Source organism: Erwinia sp. CGal63 (genome assembly GCF_037026505.1).
Classification (GTDB): Bacteria; Pseudomonadota; Gammaproteobacteria; order Enterobacterales; family Enterobacteriaceae; genus Erwinia.
Map to the genome: position 1 here is coordinate 708,648 of NZ_JAKUMN010000001.1, position 18,649 is coordinate 727,296.

Sequence of the window (18,649 nt, forward strand, 5' to 3'; positions counted from 1 at the left end):
CTTCAGGCTTTACGTTTTCGATACAACCATAAGGCTACCAGAGCGGCCACAGCAGAGAGTGCAGCTTTAGCAGCAATGACCGTAAACTCAAAGTTGTCCATAGCCTCTTCGCCATCACCACTGATGTGAACGTGATGCTCAACTAAGCTGCTCAATAAGCTATCAGGGATAAAAACCATTGCGGCGACAAAACCGATAAAAAAAATGATAATTTTCATCTTACTTCACACTTAGAAAAGTCCGGAACTCCACGGACATCAATCCGACCATACGCCATAAGACCTTTGCCACCCGGAACGCGGATTTTTTTACGGTTTAACAGCGATTTCCTCAAAGTTTGAAAATCAGACGATCTGTAGAATGTAATGCAACCCCATGATACGCCGGAGCCATCAGTATTGAGAGGATGCAATCGAAAGCTCCCGCGGCGAGCGCCGTTTACAAAAACATAGTCGCTCATTGTTTCCGAACTATACAGACCAAACCATTCTGAATGGTGATTTTTATAAAGGTGAGCCAGATCAATCGCTTCTGCTCGCAACTGGTTAAACCAACTGCCTGTTGGCCTGTCGACAATCCAATAAGTGCCGGGTGGGATTGCAGCCTTCTCAATGTCTGAGCAGTTGGGTTTGTTAATAAAGCGCTCAATACCCGACAGAACATCAAAAGAGCCCACCCCATAACAATTTAATTTTAGGCTCTTACCATCTTGAGAAAGTCTTCCATAATCCATCATGCAGATCTGCACTTTTAATACTCCTGAAATCAGTGTTACTACCCATTTCCTTTAGAAGCGGTAACCTAAATAAGCCGCATCTTCGTCTCAATCGCTACACCAATGATTCGGCAATTGCCGTTGATAGGCACCATAGGCCACTGCGGGTTAAGGCCTCGTAGGTACTTCTGGCTGCCGTCTATAACCAGCTTCTTGAAAGTTGCCTGGTTATCATCAACCAATTTTGCCACGACCAGGCTGCCGTTTACCGGTTCCCGACCGGTATCGAACAGCACGAACGTACCTTCCGGGATGCTGAGGCCCATAGGTGCAGTCATAGAATCGCCGTCAACCTCAAGCCAGAATGCGTCACCTTGTGTGCTGGCGTCTGATTCGAGCCATAGGTCAACGTCCTTAAGAGTGTAAGGCTCGCATGCCTCAGCCCATGTCCCAGCCTGAACTTTGCTCAGAACAGGGTAACGGCTACTCGGGGTATATGGCTCATACCCGTCCACATTACTAATGGGACCTGCTGGCGCTATGGTTCCATCATGGTTTACAACGAACTCCTTCAGGCCAAGATAGCGCATAATTTTAGCTATATCTTCGAGGCTTGGCTCTCTGCGCGCGTTTAACCAATGACTGACAGCACCCTTGGTGATGCCAAGGTGCTCAGACAATTTCTCTTGCCCGATCCCCATGTCACGCATGCGGATTTTAGCGAGCTCATTCCATTTCATATTCATGACTGAATCATACAATCCGTATTGTTTTGCGCGAGACACATTTTGTATATTTAACTTGATGTAATCAGATACAAAATGTATACTTTGATTTTTAAGGAGGAGCCTATGAACAACTTACGAGTTATCCGTAAGCGACTGGGGCTGACACAGGGTGAGATTGCAAGCGAGCTCGGTCTGACCAAAGGCGCGATCGGTCATTATGAAAACGGACGCCGTAGCCTGAATGTTTCCCAGTGCCGACTACTGGTGACGGTATTTAACAAGTATGGCGCATCTGTCGGGATAGATGACCTATTCCCGCCATCAGCAGCATAAGCAACACCGCTCTTTATCAATCTGACTCTCCCTTGGAATACCAGGGAAAACCAAATGTGGCACCCCACGGTGCCGTCACGTAACTAATCAACCTGGACATATTAATAAATGGAACACGCAAATCCACGCAAATCAGGAAGTATTGCGTTTATCGGGCGCCACCTTCTGGCTTCCGCTCATCAGGCACTGACTAATACCCGCCAGTCAGTCGTCGCCATGCTGCTCGGAGTAGCTGATTCAACCGTCCTTCGCCGTACCGAAAAATATCCGGAAATTATGGAAACTCTCGCCGCCAGCGGTGTAGAGGATTTTGTGATGCGCGGAGAAAAGAAGATGCCGCTGGAAACCTACCGGCACCTGATCTGGATACAGCTTGAATACTCGCGACTGCAGTTGGAAATGACAAAAGAAAAAGCCCCGAACTGCGGGAACAGTTTCGAGGCCTGATGCGAAAAGTTTGGATCAATTCACAGGAGTAATTATGAGTTCTTTATCACTGCTTTACAAGGCAAAAGACAAAAACGGCACTGAAACGACCGTTAAAAAAACGTTTCTGGTACCGCTGAGTGAGCTGTATGTCGAGCCGGGCTATAACGTGCGTGAAATCGACCAGGAGCATGCTGCCGAATTCCGCGATGCGTTTATCGCTGGCGAGTTTGTCCCGCCTCTGGCGGTGCAGGTAACGGAGCAGGGCGTGAAGGTTATCGACGGCCATCACCGCTATTACGGGGCCATGATGGCTACCGATGCCGGGCATGAAGTCGCCAGACTGGAATGCAAAGATTTTGTTGGTACCGAAGCCGATCGCATCGCTTTCATGGTTACCAGCTCGCAGGGTAAAGCGCTGGCGCCGCTGGAGCGCGCAGCGGCATATCAGCGCCTCAGCAATCAGGGCTGGGAGCCAGCGGAGATAGCGAAGAAGGTGAAGCGCTCCGTGGCTGACGTGAATTATCACCTGCAGTTGCTGGAATGCGGCGACGGCCTGATCGCAATGGTCAAGTCCGGCGAGGTGGCACCGACAACGGCGGTTGCTCTTTCTCAACAGCACGGTGCCGCAGCGGAATCAGTAGCGCTGGCGCAGATGGACAAAGCCCGCGCCGCCGGTAAGAAGAAGCTCACGAAAAGCGACGCCATGCCTCAATTCAGCGCGAAGAAAGCCCGGCGTCTGGTTGAGCTGCTGGTTGATGCGCTGTATGTGAACGAAGAGGTTATTGAATCACTCGTTCTTGCTTCTGGCACGGCTGACGAAATTCAACGCATTTTGGCTGAATACCGCGCTGGCATTCCAACTAACGGCGGGGAGGCTGCATGAATCTCGCTTATTCCAACGTAACACCATTACGGCCTGATAAGCAGGCCGCTGACAGACCGGAGGCAACCGGTAAGGGGTTTGCCTTGCTGCACAGAAAAATAATGGAACTGCCTTTCTACAGGACGGATTCTGACGCTGTTCACCTGTGGATACACTTCATCCTCTCTGCTAACCACTCTGCCGGGACGGTCTCGACGGAGTTTGGCGAGCTGCTGTGCAGGCGAGGGGAGTTCATTACCGGACGCCATACCCTGGCACAGGAAACCGGTATCGATCCGAACCGGATAAAATACCTGCTGTTGAAGTTCGAAAAACTGGGGATGATCAGCAAGGAATCGAACAAGAAATTCTCGAAGATTCTGGTCACAAAATACGACGATTATCAGCAAAAAGTTGTGCCAACAGATTGCCATCAAAGTGCCATCGCAAACCCGCATACAGCAAGGGCTGGCGGGGAGGTTGTGCCAACAGATTGCCATCAAAGTGCCACAAACAATATAACATCTAATACTAACGTATTAGATTCTCGTCAGAGAAATCTCCCTCCTGCTGTCCAGCAAACGAAACCGCAACGACCTGAAGCAGCCATTCAGTCACCGAAAGGCGACAAGTGGGGAACTGCTGACGACCTCAAGGCGGCTGAGTGGATGTTCGAAGTGGTGAAATCAATCGAGCCGTCTGCCAAAAAACCTGCTTTCGCAGGCTGGGCAAACGACATCCGGCTGATGCGCGAGAAAGACGGGCGCGACCATCGCGACATGTGCAGCCTGTTTCGCTGGGCCAGCCAGGACAGCTTCTGGTGCGGCAACGTGCTTTGTCCTGCAAAGCTTCGTGAAAAGTGGTCACAGCTGGCGATTAAGCGAGATAAGGCTAAATCTGGTACCGGCGGCAAGCAGGCGCTGGACTTCAACAACACTGACTGGGCAGAGGGGTTACAGCTATGAGAAATGTCGTTACCGCCATCCAGAACCGCGATGGCCAGGCGCTGCAGCAGATGTACGCTGCTGAAAAGCCAAAGCAGCAGGTGCCTGAGCAGGCGATCCACATCTTCAACGAGCTTTTCCGTCAGCTGAAAGCGGCCTTCCCGGCGCTAATGGCGAATATCAAAACTCAGGACGAGCTGAACGAGCTGCGGCGACAGTGGGTGCTGGCGTTTGCCGAAAACGGAATTACCAGCATTGACCAGGTTAACGCCGGTATGAAGCTGGCCCGCCAGCAGGAAACTCCGTTCCTCCCGTCGCCCGGCCAGTTTGTCGCCTGGTGCCGCCAGGGTGAAGCCAGCCGCTATGGCCTGCCAGATGCCGAAGCGCTTTACGACATGGTGATGGAGTACAGCGCGCGCCGTGGCTTCTACGACAGCCCGGAAAAATACCCGTGGAAGAGCAACGAGTGCTGGCTGATGGTTCCGGCCCTGTATTCGCAGATGCGTGCCATGAACCTGACACCGGCAGAGCTGCGGCAGAAGTGCGTGAAGGAATTGCGCTCGATGGCAAAACGCCTGGACTCAGGTGAGAAGATAGGCGCGCCGGTCGCACAGATACCGAAGCTGCACTGCCCCGTTAGCAACGAGAAGGGCCTGGATAAAATCGCAGAAATCCGGCGGAAACTTGGAATGCGAAAGGTGCAGCCATGAGCAACGTAACGCAGCTGATAATCGAGCCGCCGTTATTAAGCACGGCACGCAATCTGGCGCTGGCAATCGTGAAGCTAAGCAATAAACCTAACGCTACGCTGGCCGACGCTCAGGACACGATACATGCAATGGGAATGCTGGCGCGCGAAGCTCACGATTACATCGTAGATGCTGAATTTGAAGAGCGGAAACCAGAAAACAAAGGGAGGGGATAATTCAAAAGCATTACAAGGTAAATGCTTTGCTATTTTTCTTCACAATTTAGTTTCATTTGGCATAAGTGACACTATTCTTTTTAACTAACTTAATGATTACTCTGTCATTGAACGTGCTGGCTTTCCAAATACGTGAGGGTGTCATGGACAGTAGATTTATAGCGGTCATAGCGCTTGAAGGTAAAGCTCTGGAATGGGCAGCTTTAAAATCTATTGGTGGAAAATGGCCCGCCAATTTACACGGGCGCTGGGACAAAGCAGGGTTTTTGATAAGCAATCTGAACATTTATATCAGCGGTGGCGGTCGTGAGAACACATTTGTGGCTTTCATCGACGAGCGCACACCTTCAATGGGTCGCGATTTGCCTGAAGCTGTTTTCAGAACTGTCGTTCAGTCAGTGATGGGTGATGTAGTGCTCATACCCGGATCAGTACTTGAGGGCGATTCAAACCAAAATTTATCAGGAGAAAATCATGAAAGCTGAAATCATCCCAATTAAACCCCGTCCGGATCATCTTTCTGAAGTGAGCGCAGGTCTGGCGCTTCTGAAGATGTTCCATGAAACAGGCGGACACAACAAGCAAACTATCGAGCTGATTATGGCTAAGATGGAAGATGACCTGGCCAAGGCGCAGGAGAGCACTTACCGGAGGTGAGTCGTGCAGGACTTTTGTTTGCACAAATCCACCCTGGGGCAGTTTACCAAACACATCTTCGACCTCGTATCTTCCGGCAAGCGCTGGCGCATCAAAATCACAGAATGGCGTGATCGACGCAGCATCCCTCAGAACTCCTTACAACACTTGTGGTACGCAGAGCTGAGCGCTTATTTAATTAAGCGCGGTAAGCCCTTTGCATCTCCTGAATGGGTTAAGGATGCGATGAAACACACCTATCTGGGCTACGAGACGCGCGAAATGGTCGATGTGGTAACGGGTGGACGAACCCAGGTACAGACGCTACGGCATACGGCAGATCTCGATACAGGCGGAATGCATCACTACCTGACACAGGTGGAAGCATGGGCACTGAATGTCGGCTGCCGGCTGACCGTTCCGGCTGACAGCGAATACAATCAACTCAGGAAAAAGCAGGTCGCATAATGAAGGCAACCGCCAATAAGCCAAAACGACGGCGCTGTAAAATATGTCGTGAATGGTTTCACTATCAGGATTTCAGAACCTGGTGGTGTTGCCCTGAACACGGAGCGCGATTCGCTCTTCAGAAAAGGGAGGCAGACCGAGAGAAAAAAAGAAAAGACGAAGCGCAGCAGGAAAGACGAAGCATTAAAATCCGCAAGCTCGCAGTACAACCCCTCAGTTACTTCCATAAACAAGCCCAGGCAGCCTTTAACGAATTCATCCGCACCCGCGACGCCGGACAGCCCTGTATCAGCTGCGGCCGCAACACAGGCGCGAAGATGAATGCCGGTCACTACCGCACGGTAGGAGCCAGCAAAGAAACCCGCTACGACGAAAGCAACTGCCATCTCCAGTGTGAACACTGTAACTCCTACCTGTCCGGCAATATTGGTGAATACAAGCCAAGGCTCATAGCGAAGATTGGGCAAGCTGCTTTCGAGGGTCTTATGGGCCCGCACGAGCTTAAGAAATGGACGCGGGAAGAGCTGCAGGAGCTGGCGCGGAATTACAGGCAGAAAACCAGAGAGCTGATTAAACAAAGAGAGACAGCATGAGAATAGAGCGTGACTATCAGCAAATCGTTCGACTGGCTGGCGTTCGCAGTTCCGCGGATATGCGTCGGCTATTCGGCACTGGCTGGAAGACGATAAATAAATCGCAGCAGGCCTGGGTGCGGCATCTCCTAACGGTCTGGGGCGATCACATGTCCGGCGACGAATACGAGCGCAGCGAAGTGAACGTTATCGGCCGCCTGATGATGCGCTGTGAATGGAGTGAGCAAAAGGGCAGGCAGATCGAAAAGGTCGTTACAGAGCTGCACTGTGAAGGCTACAGGGGGGAAGAGCTAATGCGGAAAGCACGCGATATCCTGGTCCCGCAATCCGCTGCAGGCAACATCATCGCTCTCGCCAAAGAATCAGATGATGCCGCCTTCATGGAATCGGTCATTGTGAAAACGTTCGGCCGGGATAACCCGATCCGTTCTGTAGTCAGATTACGATACTGCAAGTGCAAGAGCGCGCAAAACATCGCGTCATCGCTTATTTACTTCACAGGCATCACCCAAAAAGAAGCCCGTAACAGAATGGAATGGGCATCAGATATCCTTGAAGGAGAATTGTATTACGCCGTGAAGCGTGAAATGGAGAAAGAATATTCTGCAACTGCTGCCTGATGGCACGAATAGCTAAAGACATTGGGCAGGAATCCTGGCAAATTGCGTATATGCTCGGGAAGTAAAGCGTACTGAGCTAACGAATGAAGAAGAAAGCCCTGGCCTAACCGCCGGGGCTTGTGAATACATAGAGCATTATAAGTTAGAAACTAATTGCCTCTCAATAACGTACATTCCTTGAGCATTGGGGTCTTAACAATATCGCCAGCGCCTAAGCATTGAGCTTTGATTCTATACCCTGATTTTAAACCAGCCAGAGAGCTTTCTTCTGATTTGTTAAATTTCAGCTGTGGCGAACTGAATTCATTTTCAACCGATAATGATACGTATGGTTCATTTAAAATATCAGTGCTTATTTCACTAACGGTTCCTTCTAGTAAAAACCATTTATTTTTGTATTTTATATCTGCAGCAACTGTGTTTTCATCATATTCATCAGAAAGCTGCTGAGCCGAAAATGTATTAAGTACGTCTGCTGATGGGCGAGAATCAGTCTGTCGCTCTTTTAGTGATTGCGACGATCCATATGAGCTAGAAGTAGGCTTTGTATCGGGTAAAGTGCGATTCCACCAAATAATTGAAAGCACAAAATAACCAAAGCCAATAGCTCTTGCTTTCGTAGAGTACCCTTTACGGAGTAAAAACCATATGAAGATGATAGGCACGAAAACTATTCCAATGACAAGTAAGATCCCAACAGGTCGGGGTTTCTTGTTTTCTGGGCTGGCACTATTAATTATCTTCTTTGTAGGAGCTCCGCAGTAAGGGCAAGAAGCCGCCGTATCACTTATCTCTTTTGAGCATTCGTAACATTTTATCAATGCCATTATTCATGCACCTCTTACTCTAAATGTTAAAATTAAATTACCTTCCTGCATCAATGAATTTTATTTCTTGTCGAAATTAATGCCTAGCCAATCAGGTAAGCTACTGATTCTTCAAGTGCAAGGTAGTTAATTAATGCCGATTGAACTAACTCTATTGGATTATAATTTCTTATCGGCATCTATGTAGAGATCTTTAGGGTAAAGCAAGCTACTGGTAATGGCCTCAATCTAAACGGCAATAACATTTTCAAGGCTCACTTCGGCGGGCCTTTTTTTTGCGCCCACTCCGGATTTCCCCATGTGACAGGGGTGGAGCGCTTTTTACATGGATTTCGATCGGTGACTGACGCACGGCGGGAAGATTTCTCAGGTGACATTGAGAAGTTTAACCGGACTCGCTCAGGTCACAATCTCATCAAATCCTAAAGCGAGTCCCCTGTAATGGGGGTGGAAATGCGCAAGATGCCAGATAAAGATCCGGGCTACTGGGCCAGCCTGATAGCCTGGCTTTATGCCCATAAGAGTGAATCAGGATACGCGGCGCTGGCCGGGGCTATGGCTCTGCTCAGGGCGTCGTATTTCGGTAAAGACACATGGCCGCGCCGGTTAATGGATGCCGCTATGTGCAGTATGTTCGCCTTTTTCGTGAAGCCAACCCTTCAGGTCATCATCTCTATCTTCGGCTGGAATGTCGGGGACGACTTCGCTTGGGTGGCAGCAATCCTTATTGGCTTCATCGGTGTCGATTACATCTCGTTCCGGTTCAAGAAGCTTACCGATCGGAAATTTGGAGGCGCGGATGAAAATCAGCAATAACGGCATTGCCTTTATCAAACGTGAAGAGGGCGAAAGACTACTGGCCTATCTTGATTCGGTTGGCGTCTGGACTATCGGCGTCGGGCATACCGGCACAGTAGACGGGAAACCAATCGCAAAAGGGATAACCATCACGCCCGCTCAGTCAACCAGCCTGCTGTTAAGCGACTTGGCCTGGGTAGAGTCAGCCATTAACGGAAATGTGAAAGTGCCGCTCACGCAGAATCAGTACGACGCGCTGTGCAGCTTTGTTTTCAACGTGGGCCGGACATCTTTTGTTAACTCCACGCTGCTGAAAAAGCTTAATGCGAAGGACTACGCGGGCGCCGCTGACCAATTTCTACAGTGGAAGCGCGCCGGTACAATCGCGGATCTGCTTTTGCCGCGGCGCAAGCGAGAAAGGGAGCTGTTCAAAACATGAAAATTATCGGCCTCTTCAGGAATTACTCTTACCTCATCGTGATCGGACTCATTTGCGTCTGCCTGTGGGGGCTTAATGCCCGCAACGCACAGCTGACGGCCACTAACGAAAGACTGGAAAAGCTCTCAAACAGCAAAGACGACCAGATTAACGATCTGCGTTCTAAAAACGATGGCCTGGCATCTTCAGTAAATGACCTGGTCACAGCAGTGAATAAGCAAAACGCCGTCATGTCTCAGGTAGTCGAGCAACGGGCAGAAACAGCACAGCAAAACAGGAAGCTTCAGAGTGAAATTAAACGTTACCTTGCGGCGGACAAGTGCGCTGTTGCTCCTGTTCCCGCTGGCGCTGCTGACCGGTTGCGCGACGCAGCAAAAACCGCAGGTGCAGTACCGGACAATCAGCCAGCCAAATCTGCCGATCCCCACTGAGTTGACCAGTCCGATTGATGTGCCGCCGGTGCCGGACAATATGACGTTCGGCCAGGCGGTGGAGTTATCAGCAGAGCTTTATGGACTGCTGGGGCAGGCCAATATTGACCGGGCGGCGATCCGCAGCATTGAATCAACCCGCCAAGGTAAATAACCCATGAGCGAAGCAAAACCGCAGGATGGAAGTACTGTTAAGGGCTATCGCACATTAACAGCAGGCGACATTGAGGTGATGAACCGGCTGAAAGATGTGAGCCGCCATTTTCTGAGCCTGCTGGAGACGTCCAAAGAAACTGGCGCAGACCCGCGATGGGCTGCGATGGCAAAGACTGAAATGCAAAAAGCCTGCATGTTCGCCTGTTGCGCCGCGGCTCAGCCGGATGACGATTGCTGGGGTCATCACAAGGCGCATTTGTGGATGCGCCCGATGACGGTTGCAAAGTTACCGAATTGCAAATGCCTTCCACTATTTAATAGATAGCATTCTGCTATGCTAAAAAAGCAATCACTTACTCCTTTCCAAACTTCTTTCTGAGGTATGATATGCGTGGAAATATTAAGAAAATCACCTTTATTATTCAATACCCTGATGGCTCAGAGAAAATAGCAGAAATGGAAGGTATTGATAATGTTTATGCTATCTATTTTAACGAATGTGTAATGAATGGAGATATGATAAAAGAATTTAATGTATCACAGGATTGGACCCAGAACCCGACCATGATGATTCATTCAAAAGAAGGTGTTTTTGCAAATTGTAAAATAAATCAATGTCGTATCAACTGGGGTGGGTAATAGAAGTAGGGTCGCTACGGTGACCCTAATCAATAGTAATGCATATGATTGTAAGGTGCTAATTACTTCCATTCTAAAATAAATTAAGGGAAGTAGTCACTGGATAACAGAGATAAAGCTTGGTCTCTAGCATCTTTAGCCAATTCTAGACCAGCACGGAAATGCTTTATAGCTTGAGTATCCCCCCCCGCTATAGAGTTTATTAGTTGATTGAAAAGTACTGATACGGTTGATCTATAAGCGCTATTTATTGCATCTTCCGTCAAGTTCATAATCGTCTCCTATATAAAGACAAAGAGATTTTAATGGGTTTAAACATTTAATATAGATTGATGCTGAAAGCATTAATTTATCAGTCGTCACAAAAACGCTACCGAGCATTTTTTATTGAAGCAAGCATGATCACAACCTCAAATGCTCTGGTAATCGGGGCTAACTCTTTCAGCGGTATCTGGGTGCCTGGCGCGCTGAGCATTGGCAGGGCAGTTAAGGCGGGCATCAAGGCTATCGATCTGACCATGATGAACCTCGACAGTCGCATCTCATATAATGGCCCGGCGCATCTCTACTGGGACGAATCAGGCATGCTGGTAACCTCTGCCGCTAACGCCTGGCCGCTGGAATACCGCAACGGTCTGGCTATCGGCAGGCATCAACCAGAACCGGCATCAACGAATATTCAGGTGAACGGTCGCGCGATTGCTGAGAGTACCAACGTGCAGAAGTCCGGCACGTTCTCTATCGTGGTAGACCAGACCGGCGCACCGGACGGTAGAGCGATTGGGCGCCTGCCGGTGGCCGCCAGTAGCTACATGGTCAGTCAGGACGTAGGCGGCGCGCAGATAGTACCGCTGGCCCGCTACAACCTCACCAGTAAATGGCAGCGCATGGCTGCAGCCGCAAGAGTGACTGATTCCAGCCGTGTTCGAATCTGGTTAGGGCGCAATGCAGACGCCAGCAACGGTCAGCCGTCCTTGTGGCTTACACAGAGCGCTAACGTGGCCGCCGGTAATTACGTGTTCTCATGGTTCGTTAAGGCCAGCGATGACAGCGTAACGTTCCCTGCAGGCCTGGGAATGATAGAGATAGGAAACTATCCCTATGCAACGTCTCCGATCGTCACTGAGTCCACCTCAACGGTCACGCGCGCGGCATCATCGGTAACTGTCCAGAGAGACGGCAACGCCAGCAGCATCAGGATTTATTTCAGCGACAACACCAACACCACCATTCAATTTAACGGTGCCGCATCGGTAACTGTCCCGTTTGCTACCACTCACTGGGGAGAGAGATACATGACGCGCATTGAGTACGAGGCATAACGATGGCGACCGAGACAATCACGCTCACCGATAGCGAATACACGCAGATTACTGATGGCACTAACAACGCCTATATGACCGTTGTAAGCTGGCCTGGATTCTCTGAGGTGTGTTGGGCTGACTCTTCATCAAAGCCTGCGGCTAACGCTCCAGCGCACGATGAGACGGGAAAGATAGGGTTTGCCGCGCCGCTGCAGGTATGGGCAAAGGCCAAGAGAGGCAGCGCCCTGATCAACGTTACCTGCTGGAGTTCCTGATGCCTTCTGCCATCCCTCGCGCATGCCGTAAGCTTGGCTGCCGTAAGACAACCACTGATCGCTCTGGCTACTGTGATGATCATCGTCATGAAGGTTGGCAACAGCATCAGCGTGGACAAAGCAGGCACCAGAGAGGATACGGCAATAAGTGGGTCATTATTCGTGCCCGCATCCTGAAGCGTGATCGTCACATCTGCCAGCAATGCCTGAAGAACGGCAAGCCTGTACCTGCATCCACGGTAGATCACATCAAACCCAAAGCACATGGCGGCACAGACGGTGATAGCAACCTGCAATCGTTGTGCTGGCCGTGCCATAAGGACAAGACGGCGAAAGAAAAATCCAGAAATTAGCTATTTTACTTTTTTGAAAACTCGCAGACGATAACTCCTTTATTAAACAAAGGAGAAAGTTATGAGTTTGCAACGAGGTGAAGCATCTGCATTTATGACCAAGCTGGTTAACGATACAGCGAGCTATGTGACTCTGATAGCGGCTATGACATTCATTGTGATTTTGGCTGATAAACATGGATATTCCGGAGCAGGAAAAGTAATGGTTTACTTCTTTGGGCTAAGCGCAATGGTTATGCTCGGATACTGGATTTCGAATGTTTTAGAACAATGCCAAAGTTTTATAAAGCAGAGAAGAGGCTTTGTGCCGGGATTACACGTAGCAGCAATATCGTTCGTTACTGTCCTCAGCTGCCTTAGCGCTTTGATTATCGCTATTACCACTCTTGAGCAGACACTTAAATAGTGGGAGGGCGGGGGAAAAGTTCAGGGCCTGCTCCCCAAAGGACCGCCGCCTAAGTTTTTCTCGCATCGCCGCAGGTTAGAAACCTTTTTTATGGGTACCCCCAAAGTACCCTTTCAGTGGAGTTTCCCCAATGTCAGGACCACCGAAAACCCCGTCACACCTGGTTTTGGTGAGGGGGAACCCATCCAAGCGCCCGATTAACCAGAACGAGCCCAAACCAGAGAAAGGGGTACCCAATACTCCGAAGCATCTCGACAAAATGGGCAAGTACTGGTTCCAGCAGATTGCCCAGGAGCTTGACGGTATAGGTGTGCTTACCCAGCTCGACGGTAAGGCGCTTGAGCTGCTGATAGAAGCCTATACCGAATATCGCCGCCATTGCGAAACGCTCGATACGGAAGGTTATACGTACCGGGTGGAGACACAAACCGGCGACGTGATGATAAAAGCGCATCCGGCTGCAGCAATGAAGTCGGATGCCTGGAAACGCATTCGCGCCATGCTGTCAGAGTTCGGCATGACCCCGGCCTCGCGCAGCAAGGTTAATGCTGGTGGCCCCGATAAGGTCGATCCGCTGGAAGAATTCCTGAAAGCGAGGGACTGATGGCTAAAGTTGCAGACGGCATCCGCTACGCCGAGCGCGTGATGAGCGGCGAAATCGTTGCGTGCAAATACGTTAAGCAGGCCTGCGCCCGTTTTCTGGACGACCTGCAGGTCGGCGAGCAGCGCAATGTTTTCTTCAGTGAAAGCCGCGCCCAGCACATCCTCAATTTCTATAAATTCGTGCCGCACGTTAAAGGCGATCTGGCCGGTAAGCCGATTGACCTGATGGACTGGCACATCTTCATCCTGATTAACATTTTTGGCTTCGTGGTGCCGCAGATAAACGAGCTAACGGGCGAGCAGGTGCTGAACAGCAAAGGCAAGCCGGTCATGGTTCGCCGCTTCCGTACGGCTTACAACGAGGTAGCGCGTAAAAACGCCAAATCAACGCTGTCCTCCGGCATCGGCCTGTATATGGCGGGTGCTGACGGGGAAGGCGGGGCCGAGGTGTATTCCGCCGCCACCACACGGGATCAGGCGCGTATCGTTTTTAACGACGCCGTGAACATGATTAAGCAGTCCCGCGCCGCGCTGGGCAGGCTGTTCGACTACAACAAGCTCGCGATTTTTCAGGAGCGCACCGCCTCAAAGTTTGAGCCGCTCTCCAGCGATGCCAATAACCTCGACGGCCTGAATATCCACTGCGCGATCGTTGATGAGCTTCACGCGCACCGCACCCGCGACGTGTGGGACGTTCTGGAAACCGCAACCGGCGCCCGCTCGCAGTCCTTGTTGTTTGCCATCACCACCGCAGGATTTAACCGCGAGGGCATCTGTTACGAGCTGCGCGACTACGCGGTGAAGGTACTGAGCGGCGTGGTGGATGACGACACCTTTTTTGGGATTATTTTTACCCTGGACGAGGGCGACGAGCCTTTCGACGAAAAGGTGTGGCAGAAGGCCAATCCGGGCCTGGGCATCTGTAAGCGCTGGGACGATCTGCGCCGCCTGGCCAAAAAGGCCCAGGAACAGATTTCTGCTCGCAACAACTTCTTCACCAAGCACCTGAATATCTGGGTCAGTGCCGAGTCGGCATGGATGGATATGGTGAGGTGGGAGGAATGCGAATCGCTGGCACCGGCGCATGAGCTGAAAACGTACCCGATGTGGGTCGGCGTGGATCTGGCAAACAAAATTGATATCTGTGCGGCGGTGAAGGTATGGCGCGCACCTGCAGGTCACGTTCACGCAGACTTTATGTTCTGGCTCCCTGAGGGCCGGCTGGATCGCTGTTCCCGGCAGATGGCCGAGCTGTACCAGAAATGGCGCGACAGCGGCCACCTGACGCTCACGGACGGTGACGTTGTGGATCACGCCGTTATCAAAGAAGACCTCCTGAAGTGGATTGCCGGTGAAAACCTGCGGGAAATCGGTTTTGACCCGTGGGGCGCAACGCAATTCAGCCTGTCGCTGGCGGAGGAGGGTGTGCCGATGGTGGAGGTGGCGCAGACGGTGCGCAATCTCTCTGAAGCCATGAAGGAAACGGAGGCGCTGGCCTATGCCGGGCGCCTGCATCACAACAATCACCCGGTAATGACCTGGATGATGAGCAACGTCACCGCAAAGACCGAAAAAAACGACAACGTGTTCCCCAATAAATCGACGCCAGAGGCAAAAATAGACGGCCCGGTCGCCATGTTTACCGGGCTCAGTCGTCTGATCCTCAACGGCGGAGAAGAGCCGCAGGACTTAAGCGGCTTCTTTGATAACCCGATAATGGTAGGTTTCTGATGAAAGAGAGCAAACAGCCCGGCAAGGTGAAAAGCGCGCTGCTGAACTGGCTGGGCGTACCGATCGGGCTGACTACCGGTACGTTCTGGCAGGAGTGGATGGGTTTAAGCAGTAGCGGAAAAGTGGTGTCGGCTGAAAAAGCAATGCACCTGTCCGCCGTCTGGGCCTGCGTCCGGCTGCTGAGCGAGTCCGTCTCCACGCTGCCGCTGAAGATTTACGAGCGCCAGCCGGACGGCTCGCGTAAGCCCGCTACGTCGCACCCGGCTTATCAGGTGCTGTGCCGCCGTCCGAATATGGAAATGACGCCGTCGCGTTTCATGCTGATGGTGGTGGCCAGCATCTGCCTGCGCGGCAATGCGTTTGTCGAAAAAAAGATGATCGGCAACCGTATGGTATCGCTGGTACCGCTGTTGCCCCAGAACATGGTCGTAAAGCGGCTGGATAACGGCAATCTGGAATACACCTATACCGAGGCACAGGCGCAGCGCGTCATTCCGGTAAAGAACCTGATGCACATTCGCGGCTTTGGCCTGGATGGCGTCTGCGGCATGATGCCGATGGCCGAAGGACGGGATGTGATTGGTTCCGCAATGGCCATTGAAGAGTCAGCGGCAAAACTCTTTGAGAATGGGCTACAAAGTTCCGGGTTTCTGTCAGCAGAGCAGGCGCTTAATGACGATCAGCGAGAGCGCATCCGGGGTTATGTCCAGAAGTTTATCGGATCGAAAAACGCTGGAAAGGTAATGGTTCTCGAAGGTGGCATGAAGTACCAGGGCGTCACGATGAACCCTGATGATGCCCAGATGCTTGAGTCTCGCGCATTCAGCATTGAGGAGATTTGCCGTTGGTTCCGCGTGCCGCCGTTTATGGTCGGTCATGCTGATAAGCAGAGCAGCTGGGCGTCAAGCGTTGAGGGCATGAACCTCCAGTTTCTGACCAACACGTTGCGCCCGCTGCTGGTGAATATTGAGCAGGAGATTTCCCGCTGCCTGCTGGACGGCGACGAAGACCTTTTCGCGGAATTCTCCGTTGAAGGCCTGCTGCGTGCCGACAGCGCCGGGCGCGCTGCGTACTACACGACCGCGCTGCAAAATGGCTGGATGTCACGTAATGACGTGCGTCGCCTTGAGAACATGCCGCCGATTGAAGGTGGCGAGCTTTACACCGTCCAGCTGAACCTCACACCGCTGGAAGACTTGAAAGCCAACAGTCAGGCCGCTCAGGCCGCGCAGTTGCTGAAGCTGCATAACCATATTTTTCCCGACATACCTTTCGAGCAATCCCCGCTGAAACAGGCGGCTTAGGAGCTATTCCATGACACTGAAAAGCCTTCCGGCAGCACCGGCGGGGCGGCCTTCTGCACTCTCAAAACGGGATTTGCCGTCTGCTGCTATGGAGCGCTGGAACGGCGGCATCAAGGCCGCAAACGCTGACGACAACAGTATCTCTGTTTTCGACGTAATCGGCGCCGACTACTGGGGCGATGGCGTAACGGCCAGCCGCATCGCCGGTGCGCTTCGTTCAATGAACGGCGCGGATGTCACCGTCAATATCAACTCGCCTGGCGGCGATATGTTCGAAGGCCTGGCGATCTATAACCTGCTTCGCGAGTACAAGGGAAAAGTCACCGTCAAGGTGATGGGCCTGGCAGCTTCTGCTGCCTCAATAATCGCGATGGCCGGTGATGACGTACAGATCGGGCGCGGTGCCTTCCTGATGATCCACAACTGTTGGGTTTATGCGATGGGTAACCGTCACGACCTGACGCAAATCGCAGCGGATATGGAGCCTTTCGATAAGGCGATGGGCGATATCTACGCAGCGCGCACGGGCCTCAGTATGGAGGAAGTGGCCGCCATGATGGACGGCGAAACCTACATTGGCGGCAGTGACGCGGTTGATAAAGGCTTTGCCGATCGCCTGCTGTCTGCTGACGAAATTTCTGACGACGACGACAGCCCGGCCGCCGCGCTGCGCAAGCTTGACGCGCTGTTAGCAAAAACCGATACCCCGCGCTCCGAGCGTCGAAAACTGCTTAAAGCTTTATCCGGCAGCAAGCCAGGCGCTGCTGCCAGTCCTGAAGGTATGCCGGGCGCTACCGACGAAATCAACCCTGAAAATATTACACAACTTCAAAACGCGCTGGCCGCGTTTGGCAAATAAGGAATCACCATGTCAGATGTAAACGAATTACTGAAAAAAGTCTCCGCGAAGCTGGAAGAAGTATCCGGCACCTTCAGCCAGAAGGCCGAAGACGCCCTGAAAGAGGCGAAGAACTCCGGCCAGCTTTCTGCCCAGACTAAGGACGCCGTGGACAAAATTGCCACCGAGTTCAATGCGCTGAATGAAGCGAATAAAACTCTTAAGGCTTCCCTGGGCGAGCTTGAACAGCACGTTGCCAACATGCCGCTGGCAAACGCAAAAAAGGTCGTCGAGTCCGTGGGTCATACCGTGATCAGCTCAGAAGCGCTGAAGGCATTTGCTGCCAGCGTGGAAGGGGGCAAGCGCGTCAGCGTGCCGGTTAACGCTGCGCTGCTGTCAACGGGCGTCGCTGACGGTGTAGTTGAACCTCAGCGCCAGCCGGGTATCGACACCGCGCCGAAACAGCGCCTGTTTATCCGTGACCTGATCGCGCCGGGTCGTACCAGCGCGCCGGCCATCTTCTGGGTACAGCAGACCGGCTTCACCAACAAGGCCGCTGTGGTACCGGAGGGTACGACCAAACCATACAGCGATATCGAATTCGCCACGCAGATCACGCCGGTAACCACCATCGCCCACATGTTCAAGGCGTCTAAGCAGATTCTTGACGACTTCGCGCAGCTGCAGTCCACCGTGGATGCTGAAATGCGCTATGGCCTGAAGTATGTCGAAGAGCAGGAAATTCTGTTCGGTGACGGCACCGGCGCACACCTGAAAGGCATCGTGCCGCAGGCGTCCGCTTTCGCTGCAGCGTTCAGCGTTGAGCAGCAAAACGGTATCGACGATCTGCGTCTGGCCATGCTGCAGGCGCAGCTGGCGCGCTTCCCGGCGTCCGGCCACGTTCTGCACTTTATCGACTGGGCGAAGATCGAGCTGACCAAAGACACGCTGGGCCGCTATATCCTGGCGAACCCGTCAGCGCTCACCGGCCCGACGCTGTGGGGTTTGCCTGTTGTGGCCACCGAGGCCGCCGCGTTCCAGGGCAAGTTCCTGACCGGCGCTTTCAATGCCGCCGCGCAGCTGTTCGACCGCGAAGACGCCAACGTGGTTATCTCCACTGAGAACGCCGACGACTTCGAGAAGAACATGATCTCTATCCGCTGCGAAGAGCGTCTGGCGCTGGCCGTTAAACGCCCAGAGGCGTTTATTTATGGCGCCTTTACCGCACCGGCAGCCGCCGGCGCATAACCCATGACGGCGGCCTGCGGGCCGTCAATGCAATGAGGAAAAAG

General features: G+C 52.2%; 29 protein-coding genes. 25 read left to right on the forward strand and 4 right to left on the reverse strand.

What is annotated here, in order from left to right; all coding sequences use genetic code 11:
- Positions 1-2 precede the first annotated feature (2 nt).
- Genes MKZ79_RS03075 through MKZ79_RS03085 form a run of 3 tightly spaced genes read right to left on the reverse strand, consistent with a single transcriptional unit; the run spans position 3 to position 1,461 of the window.
- Positions 3-218: a hypothetical protein gene (locus MKZ79_RS03075; protein ID WP_336140099.1), complete on the reverse strand. Its 216-nt coding sequence runs from the start codon at positions 216-218 to the stop codon at positions 3-5.
- On the reverse strand, positions 215-748 hold the full coding sequence (locus MKZ79_RS03080) for a DUF2778 domain-containing protein (RefSeq protein WP_336140101.1): 534 nt from the start codon (positions 746-748) through the stop codon (positions 215-217). Before MKZ79_RS03080 ends, MKZ79_RS03075 begins: the two co-directional genes overlap by 4 nt.
- A gap of 53 nt (positions 749-801) precedes the next feature.
- The gene (locus MKZ79_RS03085; protein WP_336140103.1) at positions 802-1,461 is read right to left on the reverse strand and encodes a LexA family protein; all 660 of its coding nucleotides are present in this window, start codon (positions 1,459-1,461) and stop codon (positions 802-804) included.
- A gap of 105 nt (positions 1,462-1,566) precedes the next feature.
- Between MKZ79_RS03085 and MKZ79_RS03090 the strand changes: the two genes are divergently transcribed.
- From MKZ79_RS03090 to MKZ79_RS03140, 11 genes are all read left to right on the forward strand, one after another.
- The gene (locus MKZ79_RS03090) at positions 1,567-1,776 is read left to right on the forward strand and encodes a helix-turn-helix transcriptional regulator (protein WP_336140105.1); all 210 of its coding nucleotides are present in this window, start codon (positions 1,567-1,569) and stop codon (positions 1,774-1,776) included.
- 108 nt (positions 1,777-1,884) lie between these two features.
- Positions 1,885-2,223 (forward strand): hypothetical protein, encoded by a 339-nt coding sequence (locus tag MKZ79_RS03095; protein WP_336140107.1) that lies wholly within the window; start codon positions 1,885-1,887, stop codon positions 2,221-2,223.
- A gap of 34 nt (positions 2,224-2,257) precedes the next feature.
- The gene (locus tag MKZ79_RS03100; RefSeq protein ID WP_336141335.1) at positions 2,258-3,088 is read left to right on the forward strand and encodes a ParB/RepB/Spo0J family partition protein; all 831 of its coding nucleotides are present in this window, start codon (positions 2,258-2,260) and stop codon (positions 3,086-3,088) included.
- Complete coding sequence (locus MKZ79_RS03105; protein WP_336140109.1) at positions 3,085-4,032, forward strand: hypothetical protein; 948 nt, start codon at positions 3,085-3,087, stop codon at positions 4,030-4,032. Before MKZ79_RS03100 ends, MKZ79_RS03105 begins: the two co-directional genes overlap by 4 nt.
- Positions 4,029-4,721, forward strand: a complete 693-nt coding sequence (locus MKZ79_RS03110; protein WP_336140114.1) for a replication protein P — start codon at positions 4,029-4,031, stop codon at positions 4,719-4,721. The genes MKZ79_RS03105 and MKZ79_RS03110 overlap by 4 nt, the downstream gene beginning before the upstream one ends.
- Positions 4,718-4,936 carry a hypothetical protein gene (locus MKZ79_RS03115; RefSeq protein ID WP_336140118.1) on the forward strand — a complete coding sequence of 73 codons (219 nt, stop codon included), beginning with the start codon at positions 4,718-4,720 and terminating at the stop codon, positions 4,934-4,936. The genes MKZ79_RS03110 and MKZ79_RS03115 overlap by 4 nt, the downstream gene beginning before the upstream one ends.
- A 143-nt stretch (positions 4,937-5,079) precedes the next feature.
- Positions 5,080-5,421, forward strand: a complete 342-nt coding sequence (locus MKZ79_RS03120; RefSeq protein WP_336140120.1) for a hypothetical protein — start codon at positions 5,080-5,082, stop codon at positions 5,419-5,421.
- Complete coding sequence (locus tag MKZ79_RS03125) at positions 5,411-5,593, forward strand: hypothetical protein (protein ID WP_336140122.1); 183 nt, start codon at positions 5,411-5,413, stop codon at positions 5,591-5,593. Before MKZ79_RS03120 ends, MKZ79_RS03125 begins: the two co-directional genes overlap by 11 nt.
- An 18-nt stretch (positions 5,594-5,611) precedes the next feature.
- A complete protein-coding gene (locus MKZ79_RS03130; RefSeq protein WP_336140123.1) occupies positions 5,612-6,040 on the forward strand; it encodes a YbcN family protein in 429 nt (142 codons plus the stop codon).
- A complete protein-coding gene (locus MKZ79_RS03135) occupies positions 6,040-6,633 on the forward strand; it encodes a recombination protein NinG (RefSeq protein ID WP_336140124.1) in 594 nt (197 codons plus the stop codon). Before MKZ79_RS03130 ends, MKZ79_RS03135 begins: the two co-directional genes overlap by 1 nt.
- Entirely contained in the window at positions 6,630-7,253 is a 624-nt protein-coding gene (locus tag MKZ79_RS03140; RefSeq protein ID WP_336140125.1) for a hypothetical protein, read from the forward strand. Before MKZ79_RS03135 ends, MKZ79_RS03140 begins: the two co-directional genes overlap by 4 nt.
- Positions 7,254-7,402: 149 nt before the next feature.
- On the opposite strand, the gene MKZ79_RS03145 is transcribed toward MKZ79_RS03140, so the two are convergent.
- Positions 7,403-8,080, reverse strand: a complete 678-nt coding sequence (locus tag MKZ79_RS03145; RefSeq protein WP_336140128.1) for an OB-fold protein — start codon at positions 8,078-8,080, stop codon at positions 7,403-7,405.
- A gap of 453 nt (positions 8,081-8,533) precedes the next feature.
- On the opposite strand from MKZ79_RS03145, the gene MKZ79_RS03150 reads away from it, so the two are divergent.
- From MKZ79_RS03150 to MKZ79_RS03215, 14 genes are all read left to right on the forward strand, one after another.
- On the forward strand, positions 8,534-8,896 hold the full coding sequence (locus MKZ79_RS03150) for a phage holin, lambda family (protein ID WP_442897119.1): 363 nt from the start codon (positions 8,534-8,536) through the stop codon (positions 8,894-8,896).
- Positions 8,880-9,317: a lysozyme gene (locus MKZ79_RS03155; protein ID WP_336140129.1), complete on the forward strand. Its 438-nt coding sequence runs from the start codon at positions 8,880-8,882 to the stop codon at positions 9,315-9,317. The genes MKZ79_RS03150 and MKZ79_RS03155 overlap by 17 nt, the downstream gene beginning before the upstream one ends.
- A complete protein-coding gene (locus MKZ79_RS03160; RefSeq protein WP_336140131.1) occupies positions 9,314-9,748 on the forward strand; it encodes an Rz lytic protein in 435 nt (144 codons plus the stop codon). The genes MKZ79_RS03155 and MKZ79_RS03160 overlap by 4 nt, the downstream gene beginning before the upstream one ends.
- Complete coding sequence (locus MKZ79_RS03165; protein ID WP_442897120.1) at positions 9,702-9,902, forward strand: hypothetical protein; 201 nt, start codon at positions 9,702-9,704, stop codon at positions 9,900-9,902. The genes MKZ79_RS03160 and MKZ79_RS03165 overlap by 47 nt, the downstream gene beginning before the upstream one ends.
- A 3-nt stretch (positions 9,903-9,905) precedes the next feature.
- On the forward strand, positions 9,906-10,229 hold the full coding sequence (locus MKZ79_RS03170; protein ID WP_442897121.1) for an Acb2/Tad1 domain-containing protein: 324 nt from the start codon (positions 9,906-9,908) through the stop codon (positions 10,227-10,229).
- 62 nt (positions 10,230-10,291) lie between these two features.
- Positions 10,292-10,543: a hypothetical protein gene (locus MKZ79_RS03175; protein WP_336140133.1), complete on the forward strand. Its 252-nt coding sequence runs from the start codon at positions 10,292-10,294 to the stop codon at positions 10,541-10,543.
- Between the two features lie 398 nt (positions 10,544-10,941).
- A complete protein-coding gene (locus MKZ79_RS03180) occupies positions 10,942-11,865 on the forward strand; it encodes a hypothetical protein (protein ID WP_336140134.1) in 924 nt (307 codons plus the stop codon).
- Between the two features lie 256 nt (positions 11,866-12,121).
- Complete coding sequence (locus MKZ79_RS03185) at positions 12,122-12,475, forward strand: HNH endonuclease (RefSeq protein ID WP_336140136.1); 354 nt, start codon at positions 12,122-12,124, stop codon at positions 12,473-12,475.
- A gap of 61 nt (positions 12,476-12,536) precedes the next feature.
- Positions 12,537-12,881, forward strand: coding sequence for a hypothetical protein (locus MKZ79_RS03190; protein ID WP_336140137.1), 345 nt, complete (start codon positions 12,537-12,539; stop codon positions 12,879-12,881).
- Positions 12,882-13,011: 130 nt separating this feature from the next.
- Positions 13,012-13,485, forward strand: a complete 474-nt coding sequence (locus MKZ79_RS03195; protein WP_336140138.1) for a phage terminase small subunit P27 family — start codon at positions 13,012-13,014, stop codon at positions 13,483-13,485.
- Positions 13,485-15,215 carry a terminase large subunit gene (locus MKZ79_RS03200; RefSeq protein WP_336140139.1) on the forward strand — a complete coding sequence of 577 codons (1,731 nt, stop codon included), beginning with the start codon at positions 13,485-13,487 and terminating at the stop codon, positions 15,213-15,215. Before MKZ79_RS03195 ends, MKZ79_RS03200 begins: the two co-directional genes overlap by 1 nt.
- Entirely contained in the window at positions 15,215-16,519 is a 1,305-nt protein-coding gene (locus tag MKZ79_RS03205; protein ID WP_336140140.1) for a phage portal protein, read from the forward strand. The genes MKZ79_RS03200 and MKZ79_RS03205 overlap by 1 nt, the downstream gene beginning before the upstream one ends.
- Before the next feature lie 10 nt (positions 16,520-16,529).
- Positions 16,530-17,378, forward strand: a complete 849-nt coding sequence (locus MKZ79_RS03210; RefSeq protein WP_336140141.1) for a head maturation protease, ClpP-related — start codon at positions 16,530-16,532, stop codon at positions 17,376-17,378.
- 9 nt (positions 17,379-17,387) lie between these two features.
- A complete protein-coding gene (locus MKZ79_RS03215; RefSeq protein WP_336140143.1) occupies positions 17,388-18,605 on the forward strand; it encodes a phage major capsid protein in 1,218 nt (405 codons plus the stop codon).
- Positions 18,606-18,649 lie beyond the last annotated feature (44 nt).

Excerpts from the sequence above, each read along its gene's own strand:
- MKZ79_RS03075 (WP_336140099.1), bottom strand. The coding sequence starts at position 218 with ATGAAAATTATCATTTTTTTTATCGGTTTTGTCGCCGCAATGGTTTTT.
- MKZ79_RS03085 (WP_336140103.1), bottom strand. The coding sequence starts at position 1,461 with ATGAATATGAAATGGAATGAGCTCGCTAAAATCCGCATGCGTGACATG.
- MKZ79_RS03090 (WP_336140105.1), top strand. The coding sequence starts at position 1,567 with ATGAACAACTTACGAGTTATCCGTAAGCGACTGGGGCTGACACAGGGT.
- MKZ79_RS03095 (WP_336140107.1), top strand. The coding sequence starts at position 1,885 with ATGGAACACGCAAATCCACGCAAATCAGGAAGTATTGCGTTTATCGGG.
- MKZ79_RS03100 (WP_336141335.1), top strand. The coding sequence starts at position 2,258 with ATGAGTTCTTTATCACTGCTTTACAAGGCAAAAGACAAAAACGGCACT.
- MKZ79_RS03105 (WP_336140109.1), top strand. The coding sequence starts at position 3,085 with ATGAATCTCGCTTATTCCAACGTAACACCATTACGGCCTGATAAGCAG.
- MKZ79_RS03110 (WP_336140114.1), top strand. The coding sequence starts at position 4,029 with ATGAGAAATGTCGTTACCGCCATCCAGAACCGCGATGGCCAGGCGCTG.
- MKZ79_RS03115 (WP_336140118.1), top strand. The coding sequence starts at position 4,718 with ATGAGCAACGTAACGCAGCTGATAATCGAGCCGCCGTTATTAAGCACG.
- MKZ79_RS03120 (WP_336140120.1), top strand. The coding sequence starts at position 5,080 with ATGGACAGTAGATTTATAGCGGTCATAGCGCTTGAAGGTAAAGCTCTG.
- MKZ79_RS03125 (WP_336140122.1), top strand. The coding sequence starts at position 5,411 with ATGAAAGCTGAAATCATCCCAATTAAACCCCGTCCGGATCATCTTTCT.
- MKZ79_RS03135 (WP_336140124.1), top strand. The coding sequence starts at position 6,040 with ATGAAGGCAACCGCCAATAAGCCAAAACGACGGCGCTGTAAAATATGT.
- MKZ79_RS03140 (WP_336140125.1), top strand. The coding sequence starts at position 6,630 with ATGAGAATAGAGCGTGACTATCAGCAAATCGTTCGACTGGCTGGCGTT.
- MKZ79_RS03145 (WP_336140128.1), bottom strand. The coding sequence starts at position 8,080 with ATGGCATTGATAAAATGTTACGAATGCTCAAAAGAGATAAGTGATACG.
- MKZ79_RS03150 (WP_442897119.1), top strand. The coding sequence starts at position 8,534 with ATGCGCAAGATGCCAGATAAAGATCCGGGCTACTGGGCCAGCCTGATA.
- MKZ79_RS03155 (WP_336140129.1), top strand. The coding sequence starts at position 8,880 with ATGAAAATCAGCAATAACGGCATTGCCTTTATCAAACGTGAAGAGGGC.
- MKZ79_RS03160 (WP_336140131.1), top strand. The coding sequence starts at position 9,314 with ATGAAAATTATCGGCCTCTTCAGGAATTACTCTTACCTCATCGTGATC.
- MKZ79_RS03170 (WP_442897121.1), top strand. The coding sequence starts at position 9,906 with ATGAGCGAAGCAAAACCGCAGGATGGAAGTACTGTTAAGGGCTATCGC.
- MKZ79_RS03175 (WP_336140133.1), top strand. The coding sequence starts at position 10,292 with ATGCGTGGAAATATTAAGAAAATCACCTTTATTATTCAATACCCTGAT.
- MKZ79_RS03180 (WP_336140134.1), top strand. The coding sequence starts at position 10,942 with ATGATCACAACCTCAAATGCTCTGGTAATCGGGGCTAACTCTTTCAGC.
- MKZ79_RS03185 (WP_336140136.1), top strand. The coding sequence starts at position 12,122 with ATGCCTTCTGCCATCCCTCGCGCATGCCGTAAGCTTGGCTGCCGTAAG.
- MKZ79_RS03190 (WP_336140137.1), top strand. The coding sequence starts at position 12,537 with ATGAGTTTGCAACGAGGTGAAGCATCTGCATTTATGACCAAGCTGGTT.
- MKZ79_RS03195 (WP_336140138.1), top strand. The coding sequence starts at position 13,012 with ATGTCAGGACCACCGAAAACCCCGTCACACCTGGTTTTGGTGAGGGGG.
- MKZ79_RS03200 (WP_336140139.1), top strand. The coding sequence starts at position 13,485 with ATGGCTAAAGTTGCAGACGGCATCCGCTACGCCGAGCGCGTGATGAGC.
- MKZ79_RS03205 (WP_336140140.1), top strand. The coding sequence starts at position 15,215 with ATGAAAGAGAGCAAACAGCCCGGCAAGGTGAAAAGCGCGCTGCTGAAC.
- MKZ79_RS03210 (WP_336140141.1), top strand. The coding sequence starts at position 16,530 with ATGACACTGAAAAGCCTTCCGGCAGCACCGGCGGGGCGGCCTTCTGCA.
- MKZ79_RS03215 (WP_336140143.1), top strand. The coding sequence starts at position 17,388 with ATGTCAGATGTAAACGAATTACTGAAAAAAGTCTCCGCGAAGCTGGAA.